This is a genomic window from Sorangium sp. So ce1153 (assembly GCF_051521595.1).
Classification (GTDB): Bacteria; Myxococcota_A; Polyangia; order Polyangiales; family Polyangiaceae; genus Sorangium.
Genome location: NZ_CP150361.1, coordinates 12,220,001 through 12,231,860, shown reverse-complemented (window position 1 = coordinate 12,231,860; position 11,860 = coordinate 12,220,001). Strand labels below are relative to the sequence as shown.

Annotated in this window: 10 protein-coding genes (1 of these 10 only partly in view); 3 read left to right on the top strand and 7 right to left on the bottom strand. The window is 72.8% G+C overall.

What is annotated here, in order from left to right:
• Positions 1–3: 3 nt before the first annotated feature.
• Positions 4–495 carry an FHA domain-containing protein gene (locus tag WME85_RS44520; RefSeq protein ID WP_437842539.1) on the bottom strand — a complete coding sequence of 164 codons (492 nt, stop codon included), beginning with the start codon at positions 493–495 and terminating at the stop codon, positions 4–6.
• Between the two features lie 342 nt (positions 496–837).
• Here WME85_RS44520 and WME85_RS44515 point away from each other — a divergent pair, with 342 nt between their 5' ends.
• Positions 838–2,802, top strand: coding sequence for a ribonuclease R family protein (locus tag WME85_RS44515; protein WP_437830308.1), 1,965 nt, complete (start codon positions 838–840; stop codon positions 2,800–2,802).
• Positions 2,803–2,870: 68 nt separating this feature from the next.
• Here the strand turns inward: WME85_RS44515 and WME85_RS44510 are convergent, their stop codons facing one another.
• The 4 genes from WME85_RS44510 to WME85_RS44495 form a co-directional block, all read right to left on the bottom strand.
• The gene (locus WME85_RS44510; RefSeq protein WP_437830306.1) at positions 2,871–4,766 is read right to left on the bottom strand and encodes a hypothetical protein; all 1,896 of its coding nucleotides are present in this window, start codon (positions 4,764–4,766) and stop codon (positions 2,871–2,873) included.
• 17 nt (positions 4,767–4,783) lie between these two features.
• Positions 4,784–6,787 (bottom strand): protein kinase domain-containing protein, encoded by a 2,004-nt coding sequence (locus WME85_RS44505; RefSeq protein ID WP_437830305.1) that lies wholly within the window; start codon positions 6,785–6,787, stop codon positions 4,784–4,786.
• Positions 6,788–6,907: 120 nt separating this feature from the next.
• A complete protein-coding gene (locus WME85_RS44500; protein ID WP_437305139.1) occupies positions 6,908–8,299 on the bottom strand; it encodes an ABC1 kinase family protein in 1,392 nt (463 codons plus the stop codon).
• A 42-nt stretch (positions 8,300–8,341) separates the two neighbouring features.
• Positions 8,342–8,680, bottom strand: a complete 339-nt coding sequence (locus tag WME85_RS44495) for a DUF3634 family protein (RefSeq protein ID WP_437830304.1) — start codon at positions 8,678–8,680, stop codon at positions 8,342–8,344.
• Positions 8,681–8,907: 227 nt separating this feature from the next.
• On the opposite strand from WME85_RS44495, the gene nadA reads away from it, so the two are divergent.
• Positions 8,908–9,867, top strand: coding sequence for a quinolinate synthase NadA (gene nadA, locus WME85_RS44490; RefSeq protein WP_437830302.1), 960 nt, complete (start codon positions 8,908–8,910; stop codon positions 9,865–9,867).
• Positions 9,868–9,881: 14 nt separating this feature from the next.
• Here nadA and WME85_RS44485 read toward each other — a convergent pair whose 3' ends face one another.
• Both WME85_RS44485 and WME85_RS44480 read right to left on the bottom strand, forming a co-directional pair.
• Entirely contained in the window at positions 9,882–10,472 is a 591-nt protein-coding gene (locus WME85_RS44485; RefSeq protein ID WP_437830301.1) for a hypothetical protein, read from the bottom strand.
• Positions 10,469–11,302 carry a hypothetical protein gene (locus tag WME85_RS44480; RefSeq protein ID WP_437830300.1) on the bottom strand — a complete coding sequence of 278 codons (834 nt, stop codon included), beginning with the start codon at positions 11,300–11,302 and terminating at the stop codon, positions 10,469–10,471. Before WME85_RS44480 ends, WME85_RS44485 begins: the two co-directional genes overlap by 4 nt.
• 159 nt (positions 11,303–11,461) lie before the next feature.
• Here WME85_RS44480 and WME85_RS44475 point away from each other — a divergent pair, with 159 nt between their 5' ends.
• Positions 11,462–11,860, top strand: partial view of a DUF4920 domain-containing protein gene (locus WME85_RS44475; RefSeq protein WP_437830298.1) — the 5' portion only. The gene runs 174 nt beyond the window's last position; the window shows 399 of its 573 coding nt (coding positions 1–399); it begins with the start codon at positions 11,462–11,464; the stop codon falls past the right edge of the window.

Sequence of the window (11,860 nt, the reverse complement as noted above, 5' to 3'; positions counted from 1 at the left end):
CGCTCAGCGGCTCGCCTGGTCCCTCGCGACGCGCGCCTGCTCGCGCACCATGTCGAAGAGGCGCCCCGCGTCGAGCAGCGACGTCGTGAGCCGGCCGAACTGGATGACGTCGCCCACCGCGACCGGCTGCGGCTCGTTCTCGGAGAGCACCTTGCCGTTCACGCGGGTGCCGTTCTGCGAGCCGTTGTCGACGAGAACGAGCTGCTGTTGCGCGTCCACCCGGAAGTGCGCGTGCAGCTTCGACACCGAGGGATTGCGCAGCACCACGTCGCAATTGCGCGTGCGGCCCACCGAGATCTGATCGGGATAGGGATTGCCCTTCGCCTTGACGATCTCGAACACCTCGCTCGCCGGCCCGGGCGAAGGCGGCGGCTTCCGGTGCGCCGCCGGCGAGGCGGCGACGGTCCGGAAGGCGATCTGCTGGCTGTCCGGGCCGGCCTCCGACACCACGAGGAGCAGGTTCGTCACCCTGCGGACGAAGCGGTCTCGAGGCATCACACGCGCTAGCTCGATGATGTCCCCTGATTCTTCCACGATGCGGCGAGTATAAGCCGATCTGGAGCGGCGGATCCGTGGGTGGGCGCACCTTTGCTGCCGCGCGACACACGTCGAGGGTGGGACTCAGAGCGCCTGTCGTGTGTCGGTGTCTCGCGCACCCCGCCTCAGCGCAGCGCCGCGCGACGAGCCCTGAAGCGTCATGACAGTGTGCGTGCGCAGTGCTGCGATGGCGAGACATTCGCGACGTTTTACCGTGTTGCGGTAACTGCCGGCGCCATGGCAGACCCCGCTGACGGCTGGCGCTAGAAAATGCCAGGGCCTGGCGTACCTTCGGCGCCCATGCACGCACTGGTTCGTGGACGCATCTCGGTCAATCCGCGCGGCTTCGGGTTCCTGAACATCGAGGCCTCGCCGGAGAAGGGGGGCGCGCCGGGCGCGTCGGGCGCGTCGGGTAAATCGGGCGGCGCTGCCCTGGGCCCGGTGACCGCCTTCGTGACGCCGCCCGACCTCAACCCGTTCCTCGACGGCGACGTCGTGGACGCCGCGGTCGTGGAGGCGGAGCCGGGCCGCTACAGCGCGTCGCAGCTCCTGCTCGTCCACCGCGACCGCACCGAGCTCTTCGGGACGGTCGTCTCGCACGCGAAGCGGCCGCACCTCCGGGTCGATCGCCTCGTCTCCAACACGGACTGGCCGTTCAAGCCGGGCAGCGCCGACGACCTCGCCGAGGGCACGGCCGTCGTGGCGGCGATCGACGGCGCGGCGGTCGTCCCGGCGCGCGTCGTCGCCCCGGGCGCCGACCTCGGCATCGAGCGCTGCCTCGCCCGCAACGGCGTGCGCGCCGTGTTCCCGGGCGAGGTCCTCGAGGCGTCCCGCGCGGCGGCGGCGGCGGTGTCGATCGAGCGCGAGCTCGCGCGCGGCCGCCGCGACCTGCGCGAGCTCACCACGGTCACGATCGACGCGCCGGTCACCACGGACATCGACGACGCGGTCGCCGTGCTGCCGGCCGGCCCGGACGGCGCGCTCCGCGTCTTCGTCTCGATCGCCGACGTCGACGCGCTCGTCCCCGAGGGCTCGCCGCTCGATCTCGAGGCCCGCGCCCGGGGCACGAGCGTCTACCTCGCGGGCCGCGTCATCCCGATGGTCCCCGAGGCGATCTCCAGCGAGGCGGCGAGCCTGCTCCCCGCGGTCGATCGGCTCGCGGTCACGGTCGAGCTGCGCGTCGATCCCGAGGGCTGCGTCACCTCGATCGACCTCCACGAGAGCGTGATCCGCTCGCACGCTCGCCTCTCGTACGACGCCGTCGAGGAGTTCCTGACCACGGGCCGCTCGGCGGGCGTCCCCGAGGCCGTCGAGCCGGTCGTGCGCTGGCTCCGCACCGCGGCCGCACGGCTGTCGACGGTCCGCGCCGCGCGCGGCGGCGTCGAGCTCGACCGCGACGAGGCCTACGTGACGCTGGACGCCGAGACGCGCGAGCCGACGGGCGTCTCGCCGCGCTCCGACACGGGCGCGCACCGCCTCATCGAGCGGCTGATGGTGGCGGCGAACGAGGCCGTGGCCACCTGGCTCGTGGCGCGCGGGCTCCCCTCCGTCTTTCGCGTCCACGACGAGCCCACCGAGGAGCGCGTCCGGACGCTCGAGCAGTTCGCGCACAACTTCGGCATCGAGGCCGGCTTCGGCCCGCGCCTGAGCCCCCGCGGCCTCGCGGCGTTCGAGGCGCAGTTCCGGGGCTCCGGGCTCGCGCCGGCGATCCGCACCGTGCTCGGCAAGGCGCTCGGCCCGGCCCGCTACACGGCCGAGCCCGGACTGCACTTCGGCCTGGGCGCGCCGCTGTACCTGCACTTCACCTCGCCGATCCGCCGCTACGCCGACCTCGCCGTGCACCGCGTCGTCAAGCGCTACCTCCAGGGCCACCGCGATCAGCTCGTGGAGGTCGAGGCGCTCGCGTCGCTCTCCCACCACCTGAACGCGCGCGCGCGCAGCGCTGGCAAGGCCGAGACGGAGCGGCACCGCATGCTCGTGGCGCGCCTGTTCGCCTCCCGCATCGGCGAGGAGATCGAGGGCAACATCGTGGCCATCAAGCCGTTCGGCCTCGTCGTCCAGATGGCCGAGTCCGGCGCGACGGGCACGATCGCGCTGGAGGCGCTGCCGGGCGGCCCTTACCGGCTCGACGTCGCCGCGCAGGCGCTGATCGGCGCGGATCGCCGCTACGGCGTCGGCGAGCCGATCCGCGCGGCGATCGCGTCGACCAACGAGGAGCTGGGCCGCGTCGACCTCACGCTCACCGGCGCCCGCGGCGCGTCCTAGCGCCGGCGCGCGGAGTTTCCTGGCGCCGCCTCGCCGCGCGCGATCTGGCGCCGCGCAGCGCGCGGCGCCTACGGCGACACGAGCGCGGCGAACGCGTCGGTGCCGTTCGCCTGGCGCACGCCGAGGCCGAAATCGATCGTCCCCTCGGCCGCGCCGCAGAGCAGGATGGTCCCGCTCCCGGGCGAGATCGCCGCGGCGTTCGACTTCTGGTTGCCGGCGGCGCCGAGCACCTTCCCCCAGAGGAAGCCGCCCTCCGGGTCGAGCTTCGCGACGAAGGCGTCGAAGCCGCCGCCGCTCGGCAGCGGCCCGCCGCCGAGGTCGACCACGCCCTGGACCGATCCGGTCACCACGATGTTGTCGTCCGCGTCCGTGACGACCGCCGCGCTCTCCTGCGGGCCATCGCCGACGAGCCACTTCGCCCACACGGGCGTGCCGTCGGGGGCGAGCGACAGCACGAACGCCGTCTGCACGTCGTTGGCGGGGAGCACGCCCGCCGGGCCGAAGTCGATCGCGCCCGTGTACGTCCCCGTGACGACCACGGCGCCGGACGGGGCGGCGTCGATCCCGGTCCCTGCCTGCGACGACGTGTCCCCGTAGTCCGAGAGCCAGACGCCGTTGCCGCTGCTGTCGAGCTTCAGGACGAACAGGTTCGTCCCGAGCCCGTTGTTCCTCACCTGCCGGGACCCGACGGTCAGGGTGCCGTAGTACCTGCCCGTGAGGAACACGCTGCCCTCGGCGTCGACGGCGACGCCGGTGGCGAACTGGTTCGATGTGTCTCCGTAGATCCTCGTCCACACCACGGCGCCGGACGGAGCGTATTTGCGCACGAAGATGTCGGTGCCGCCCGCGCTGGTGGCGCAGACAGGGGCCGGCGGCGCCGAGCAGAGCAGCGAGCCGCTGAAGTAGCCGGCGATCACGATGTTTCCGGCCGGGTCCACCGCGATCGAGCGCAGCGTCTGATCCGCGGCGTCTCCGAGCTGGCGCGCCCAGCGGGGCGCGCCGTCCTTGTCCAGCGTGGCCACGAAGCTATCGAGGGCGTTGACGCTGCTCAGCGCCGCGTCGCCGAACATGAACGAGCCGTAGAACGTCCCGCCGAACACGACGTCATCGGTCGGCGTCAGCGCGAGCCCGTTGAGCGTCTCGGCGCCGCTGCCGCCGAACCTCGCGCTCCAGCGGTGGGCTCCGGACGCGTCGAAGCTCGCGAGGTACACGTCGGCGGTGCCGATGCTCACCAGCGTCTCGCCGCCCAGGTTGATGCTCCCCGAGAAGGTGCCGCCGATATAGATGTTGCCGTTCGAGTCGACGCCCGCGCCGGTCGCGCTCTGGATGTTCGGGTCGCCGAAGAGGGCGGCCCACAGCGGCGCGCTGCACGCGAAGCCGTCGCAGTCCTCGTCGGTGTCGTCCGTGCACGTCTCCCGCGCCGGGGTGACCGCGCCGGCGCACGGCTGCCACGACGTCCCGGAGATGTCGCACGCCCGCAGCCCCGCCGCGCAGAGCCCGACCCCGCTCGTGCCGTCGGGGCCGTTGTAGCAAGCCGCGATCTGCCCCGGGGTGCACACGCACCCCGCGTCGGGCTCGTTCGTCGCGCCGTCGCAGTCGTCGTCCAGGGCGGTGCCGCAGTCCTCGGGCCTGGGGACCACGGCGCCCTCGCACTCGCCGAAGCCCTGGCCGTCCGGCAGGCACCTCCGCACGCCCGCCGCGCACGCGCCGATCCCCTCGGTGCCCTCCGGGCCGGGATAGCAAGGCTGCTCCTCGTCCACGCTGCACACGGGCGCGCCTCCGCTGCCGCCGCCGCCGCCGGTCCCTCCGGCTCCGCTTCCACCTCGGCCGCCGGCGTCGGGCGCCGGGTTGAACGGCGCCGGTTCCGAGCACGCTCCCGACAGCGTGAGCACGAGCGCAGACCCGACGAGCATCGATCGAGCGCGCAGGCATGTCCTCGTGGCCATGAGGGGGCGGAGCTCCATGTTCGGCGATTCTGGCTTCAGTCGTGGCGTGGTTTTCTCGTCCGCGGCTTCTTCTCGGTCAAGTCGATGATGAACGTGCTGGCGGGCGGCGGGCTCGCTGGCTGGCTCGGCTCGTCCATGCGCATCGTCTCGGGCTCGTCCTCGTCGCGCGGCGGCTGCTCGGCGTTGTCCGACGGCGAGAGCTGGGTCGGCCTGGCGCTCGCGCTCTGCGCGGGCAGCAGATCGCGCCGGAGCGGGTCGTCCTGCTGGGGCTCGCCGCGGAGCGCCATCCACACCGCGACCGCGCTCGCGATCACGAGCACCACGCTGCCGATCGCGAGCCCGATCACGAGCTTCGGCGGCTGCTTCGGCTGAGCGCGGCGCGGAGCCCAGCCGGCCGCCGGCTGCTCACCGTACGGCGCGCCGGCGCCGTGCGGCGCGGCGGGCGCGCCGTAGGACGCGCCGGTGTTGTGGAGCGACGGGCCTGTGGTGTGCATCGAGGCAGGCGCGCCGTGCGGCACGCTGGCGCCGTGTCCCGGGGCGGGCGCGCCGTAGGACGCGCCGGTGTTGTGGAGCGACGGGCCTGTGGTGTGCATCGAAGCAGGCGCGCCGTGCGGCACGCTGGCGCCGTGTCCCGGGGCGGGCGCGCCGTAGGACGCGCCGGTGTTGTGGAGCGACGCGGGCGCGCCGTAGGACGCGCCGGTGCTGTGGAGCGACGCAGGCGCGCCGTAGGCGGCGCCGGTGCTGTGGAGCGACGCAGGCGCGCTGTGCGGCGCGCTGGCGCCGTGCCGCGAGGCAGGCCCGTGCGCCCCGGGGTGGCCTGCTCCCGTGTTGTACAGGGCCGACGGCGGTCCGTTCGGCGCTCCGGGGCCGCCCTGCGCCATGCCCGGGTGGCCCCCGTGCGCCTGGGCAGCATCCATCACCATCCCGCCCGCTGGCCCGGGCGCCGCCATCGTGGGGGCGTCCCACCCCGTCGTGCCGCCGCCACCCGGGTTGAGCTCCGACCCGCCCGGGGGCGAGCCCGCCTCGTTCCACCGCGGTCCCGAGGCGGCCGCTGCGCGCGGCGGCGGGTCGCCCGCCGCCTCCAGCGAGGCGGCGGCCGCCGCGACCAGCGGGGAGAGCTGCGGCGCGCCCGCCGACGGCACGTCGCCCGCCGCGAGGCGCGCCGACGCGTAGGGCGGCGCCTCCCCGCGCAGGAGCGCCCGCATGTCCGCCTGCATCGTGCGGGCGTCCGGGTAGCGCCGCTCGCGATCGAACGCGAGCGCCCTGTCCACGAGGATGCACAGCGCCTGCGGCGTCTCCGGCGCGACGCTCGCGAGCGGCGGCGCCGCCATGGTCGCCATCTTCACGAGCAGCTCGGACTCCGTGCGCGCCTCGTGGATGCGCCGCTTCGCGAACAGGCGGAACATCGTCGCGCCGACCGCGAAGAGGTCCGCCCTGTGGTCGACCGAGATGCCGCGGACCTGCTCCGGGGCCATGTAGGAAACGGTCCCGAGCGTCGCGCCGGTCCGGGTCCGCATCGCGGTCTTCACCCCGTCGCGCATGCGCGCGATGCCGAAGTCGAGCACCTTGAGCCGCCCGGTCCGCTCGACGAAGAGGTTATCGAGCTTGATGTCGCGGTGGATGATCCCCTGCTCGTGCGCCGCCCCGAGCACGTCGAGCAGCTCGTCCATGAGCCGCAGCACCTCGCCTGTCTCGATGTTGCCGAGCCGCTGGAGCCGGTCGGCGAGCGACTCGCCGTCGAGGAGCTCCATCACGAGGAACGGCGCCCCGTCCTCGGTCATGTCGATGTCGCGGATCTCGACCACGCCGGGGTGCCGGAAGCGATTGACCGCCTGCGCCTCGCGCTCGAACCGGGCGCGCAGGTCCTTCGAGCGCGCCACCTCGGGGTGGAGGATCTTGATCGCCTCGCGCCGCCCGATCTTGTGGGTCGCGGCGTAGACGGCGGCCATCCCGCCGATACCGAGCAGGCCATCGATCGTCCATTTGCCCCGCAGGGTGGTCCCCACGCGCCTCTCGCAGGCCGCCCTCTCGTCGTCCATGCCCCGATCGAATGTCACAGCGCGCGGGATCGAGGTCAAGGTGAGAGCCGCGGCCGAGGCGAGTTCGCCACCCTTCCCCGTCACTCTTCCGGTCCCGACGAGGCTGCCTGCGACCCTGGCTCAATCGGGGACCGGGTACACGCCGTCGCGCACCCAGGGATCGATGGTCGGCCGGAACGCCGCCTCGGTGCGGAGCCCCGCCAGCACGGACGCGAGCCCCCACTGCAGCCGATTCACGAACGTGAAGTCCTGCGGCATCTTCGGCACGTGGGGGATGGTGGGCATCTTCTCTCCCTGCTTGAGGGCGAGCCCCCGGATGCCGCGCGTCAGGTACGCCACCGTCTCGCGCGCCTTCTCCGGCGAGCACTTCCATGTTCCCTGCGCGCAGAGCGGGACCATGAGCTCCATCGTGTAGCTCCGGTAGAGGTCCCAGCTCTCGTCGTTCGGGTCGTAGCCGAGCACCTCCACGCACGCCCGGTCGAACTCCTTCCAGTCCGCGTCCATGGCGGCGCGCATGTAGCGCTTCATGCCGTCGACGAGGTCGGGCGGGAGCTGCTTCACGCACCCGAAATCGAGGATCGTGACACGGCCATCCTCGTGGAAGCGGTAGTTGCCCGGGTGCGGATCGGCGTAGAGCCAGCCGTACCGGAGCATCGAGCGGAAGGTGAAGCGCCAGATGGAGAGGCCCGCGCGGTTCTTCGCCTCCTGGCTGCCGCGCTCGCAGAACTCGGCGTAGCTCATGCCGTCGACGAACTCGAGCGTGATGACTCGCCTCGTGGTGAGGCTGTGGTGAATCCGAGGAATGTAGATGTCCTCGTCCCCGGCGTTCATGCGGCGGAACAGGTCCGCCATCTCGGCCTCGCGGGCGTAGTCGAGCTCGGACAGGAAGACCTTGCGGAGCTCGTCGACGGTCTGCCGGGCGTGCAGCTTCTTGGCGATGGGCGCCATCATCGCCTCCAGCATCGAGATGCTCTTCAGGTCGTTCTCGATGGCCCTGTCCATGCCGGGGTACTGCACCTTGACGGCCACCCGCTCCCTCGACTTCGTCGTGGCCCGGTGCACCTGCCCGATGCTCGCCGCGGCGAACGGCTCGCGCTCCCACGCCGAGAACACCTCGTGCGGCGGGGCGCCGAGCTCCTGGAGGACCATCTGCTCCGCGGCCTCCGGCGACAGGGGCGGCGCCTTGTCGAGCAGCTTCTTCAGCGCGGCCTGGAACTTCTCCTCGTACCCAGGCGGCGCGAGCCCGTCGATGTAGCTCGCCATCTGGCCGAACTTGAGCGGCAGGCCCTTCATCTCGCCGAGCGTCTTCAGCATCGCCTCGGCGGTCTTCTTCACCTCCTGGCCCATCCTCCGCCGCGCCTCCGCCTCTTCCTCCTCGGTGCGCGTCCCGCCGAGGGCGCGCTTCGCGCCCTCGATGGCGAACGGGATCGTGCGCGGCGCGAGGCCGGCGAGGCGCGCGAGGCGCCCCAGCTTGGAGGTCGGCGGTTTGTCTCTGGGTGTATCGTCAGCCATGCGGGAGTGACTCGTCAGGATAGCGGTGTCGGCGCGGAGAGGTCATGCGCCGGCGCGGCGCCTCGAGGCGGCGCGGATCTTTGGAACCGGCCAGAGGGAGACGGTGTTCCTCAGCTGTTGAGCCTGCTCCGGGGAGATGTCCCCTTCGACGTGGACCCGCGGCCGCCGGTCCTCGACCACGACCCGCACCGCGCCGCGGCCGACCGGCGCCGCGCGGAGGACGTCGACGATGTCGTCGAGCAGCCGTTGCGGCAGCCGGCCCCGGAGCAGCCGGACGTTGCGCCCCTCGACGCGCACGTAAAATAGCTCGTTTGCCCGGAGGAGGGCCACGATGAGCGGGACGGCCACGGCGAGCAAGGCGAGGGGGATCAGGAAAGACATGCGTGGCCGCCCACGACGAGCGCGCGTTCCCCGAGCTCACCGCGGGCCTCGATCGTGGACCTGCGGCGGCCGTTGTCAACGCTGGACGCGGCGAGCTCCGGGAAGCGCGGGGGAGGAGCGAAGCTTCGGGAAGCTTCGGGAAGCTTCGGGGAAGCTTCGGGGAGGAGCGCGCAGCCCGGAGCGTGAGCCCTGGTCAGCGCGGCGCGCGGTGCCTACCTTATACACCCATGACGAGCGCCTCGCCCCAGCCTGCCGCCATCGACCCGCGCCTGGATCTGCACGACGAGATCAGCCGCCTGAAGCGGGAGAGGAACGCCGTCCTCCTGGCGCACTACTACCAGGACGGCGAGATCCAGGATCTCGCAGACTTTCTCGGCGACTCGCTACAGCTCGCCCAGCAGGCCAAGAAGACGACAGCGGACGTCATCCTGTTCGCCGGCGTGCACTTCATGGCCGAGACGGCGAAGATCCTGAACCCGGAGCGCATCGTCCTGGTGCCCGACATGCAGGCCGGCTGCTCGCTCGCGGACGGCTGCCCCGGCGACCGCTACCGCGCCTGGCGCGCCCGCCACCCGGACGCGGTCGCGATCTCCTACATCAACTGCTCCGCCGAGGTGAAGGCGGAGAGCGACTACATCTGCACCTCGTCGAACGCGGAGAAGATCGTCCGCGCGATCCCCGAAGGAAAGGAGATCCTCTTCGCGCCCGACAGGAACCTCGGGCGCTGGCTCATCGAGCGGACGGGCCGCCCGATGCGCCTGTGGCAGGGCAGCTGCGTCGTGCACGAGACCTTCAGCCTGCGCAAGATCGTCGCGCTGCGCGAGCGCCACCCGGACGCCAAGCTCATCGCGCACCCGGAGTGCGAGGAGCCGATCCTGCGGATCGCCGACTACATCGGGTCGACGACCGCGCTGCTCAAGTACACGACCGCGGACGACGCCACGAAGTACATCGTCGCGACGGAGAGCGGCATCGTGCACCAGATGCGCAAGGCGTCGCCGCACAAGGAGTTCATCGAGGGGCCGCCCGAGGGCAACTGCGCCTGCAACGAGTGCCCCTTCATGCGGCTCAACACGCTCGAGAAGGTCTACCTCGCGCTGCGCGATCTCTCCCCGCGCCTCGAGATGGCGCCCGAGCTGCGCGAGCGCGCGCGCGTGCCGATCGACCGCATGCTGGCGCTCAGCTGAGCTCGCCGCGCCGCTCACCGCGCCGGGCACGCGTGGCGGCGCAGGGTGCAGATGTTCGTCCGCTCGCACGTGGTCGACATCGTGAAGTCGCGACAGGGGCGCCCCTTCTCGTGGGGTCGCTCCGGCGTCGCGCGGACGGGGTGGGGGCGCGGCTCCTGGTCCACGGCGCAGTCGTGGTCCCCCTCGCACGGCACGGGCACCACGCGGAGCAGCGCGCACGCGCCGGCGTCGCAGTAGCAGACGATCCCCTGGTCCGTGATCGGCGGCTGCCGGTTCAGCCGGGGGTCGGCCCCGCAGCGCTCGCTCGCGGGATCGTACCCGCAGGCCTTGTCGTCCGCGCACGCGGTCGGGAGCGCTCGCTCCGGCGCCTGCGCCTCGGGCGCGTCCCCGCCGGCGCGCGCGAGCTCCTGGTCGCCTCGTTGCTCGCTGCGCGGTGCTCCGCGGTCGACGTTGCCCGGGGACGCCGCCCGCTCCTCCGGGGCGAGCGATCGGGGCGGTGCTGGCGAGCGCCTCGTCGCGGTCGCGTCGCCGCACGCTGGCGCCGCTGCTGCGAGCACGGCGGTGAGGGCCGCGCGCCTGCCGCGCGCGCTGATGGAGGCGATCACAGCACGAGCGACAGGCCGAGGGTCTGGAGGAACGAGCCCTGGGCCTGCGGCAGCGGGCCGATGGTGCGCCGTCGCCCCTGGGCGTCGATGGCCTGGCCTTCCCGGGTGGCGTCGCCGCCGCGGCCGAGCAGGAACGCGCCCGAGGTCTCCAGCTCGATCGTGAGCCAGTCCTGGATCAGGTCGAACGAGAACCCGAGCCCGAGCGGGAGCGCGACGTACGAGGCGCCGCGCTCGCGGATGGTGAACTCTCCCCCTGGCTCGGAGACCCTCATGCGGCCGACGAAGAGCCGGTCGTAGCCGATGCCGACCGACAGCCACGCGCGGGCTCGCTCGCTGATCGGCAGCGTCGGCGCGAGGCGCCCGCCGAGCGCGAGGGCGCGCACCGAGGGCGCGCCGTCCTCGCGCGGCTCTGCGGTGATCGCGCCGGGCTGCGCCAGCGCGCCCCTGGAGAGCGCGAGCTCGTGCTCGGTGTGCACGAAGAAGGCGGAGAAGCGCAGATAGTCGAAGACCTCCCACCGAGCGTGGACCCCGACGCCGATCGCGGGCTTCAGGCGAGCGAGCGTCAGGTTGCCGTCCTCGTCGCGCGATCCGAGCCGGCTGACGAAGGCCAGGTCCGCCCCGATCTCGATGTGCCTCTCCCACGGCAAGCGCGGCGGTGGTGTCGCGGGCGGCAGCGGGGGCCGCGGAGGTCTCGACGGCTCCTCGGCGCCCGCGGCGTCCTGGGTCGTTCTGGCGCCTGTCGGCTCCTCGGCGCGCGCGGTCGCGGCGCAGGCGAGCGCGACAGCGCCCGCTGCCATGCCTCGTCCCACGAGGGCGCGAGCGGTTCGCATGTCCGCCCTTGTAGCAGGCTTTCGAGCGACCGAGCCGTGAGCTGTGCGGCGCGTCGCTGCCCGCTGCGTCGCCGGGGGGGCCGCGCGCCCGTGCGCCGGGCGGGCGTGCCCCGTTCGGGTCGGTGGCAGAGGGCCGCCCGGTCGGGCAAACTCGCTCGCATGCGAGCAAAGCACATCGCCTCCCTGTTCTTCGTGGTCGTCGCGCAGCTCGGCTGTTCCGCCGACAGGAAACCCGAGGAAGCGTCGGCCCCCATGGTGGCGCAGGGCTCTCCCGTCCCGGGTGCCGCGCCGGTCGCTCCTGCCGAGGGGGCTGCGCCGATGCAGGCGTCGGCTGCCGGGATCGGGCGGCTCGAGAAGAAGCAGTTCGGCGCGCCCATCACGGAGACCTCGACCACGCCGCTGCCGGCGCTCCTGCAGGAGCCGGCCAAGTTCAGCGGGAAGACGGTGCGGACCGAGGGGGTCGTCTCGGCCGTGTGCAAGTCGATGGGCTGCTGGATGGAGATCGCCGACGAGTCCGGCAGCGCTCACATCAAGATGGCGGGCCACAGCTTCTTCGTC

Excerpts from the sequence above, each read along its gene's own strand:
- WME85_RS44520 (WP_437842539.1), bottom strand. The coding sequence starts at position 495 with ATGCCTCGAGACCGCTTCGTCCGCAGGGTGACGAACCTGCTCCTCGTG.
- WME85_RS44515 (WP_437830308.1), top strand. The coding sequence starts at position 838 with ATGCACGCACTGGTTCGTGGACGCATCTCGGTCAATCCGCGCGGCTTC.
- WME85_RS44510 (WP_437830306.1), bottom strand. The coding sequence starts at position 4,766 with ATGGAGCTCCGCCCCCTCATGGCCACGAGGACATGCCTGCGCGCTCGA.
- WME85_RS44505 (WP_437830305.1), bottom strand. The coding sequence starts at position 6,787 with ATGGACGACGAGAGGGCGGCCTGCGAGAGGCGCGTGGGGACCACCCTG.
- WME85_RS44500 (WP_437305139.1), bottom strand. The coding sequence starts at position 8,299 with ATGGCTGACGATACACCCAGAGACAAACCGCCGACCTCCAAGCTGGGG.
- WME85_RS44495 (WP_437830304.1), bottom strand. The coding sequence starts at position 8,680 with ATGTCTTTCCTGATCCCCCTCGCCTTGCTCGCCGTGGCCGTCCCGCTC.
- nadA (WP_437830302.1), top strand. The coding sequence starts at position 8,908 with ATGACGAGCGCCTCGCCCCAGCCTGCCGCCATCGACCCGCGCCTGGAT.
- WME85_RS44480 (WP_437830300.1), bottom strand. The coding sequence starts at position 11,302 with ATGCGAACCGCTCGCGCCCTCGTGGGACGAGGCATGGCAGCGGGCGCT.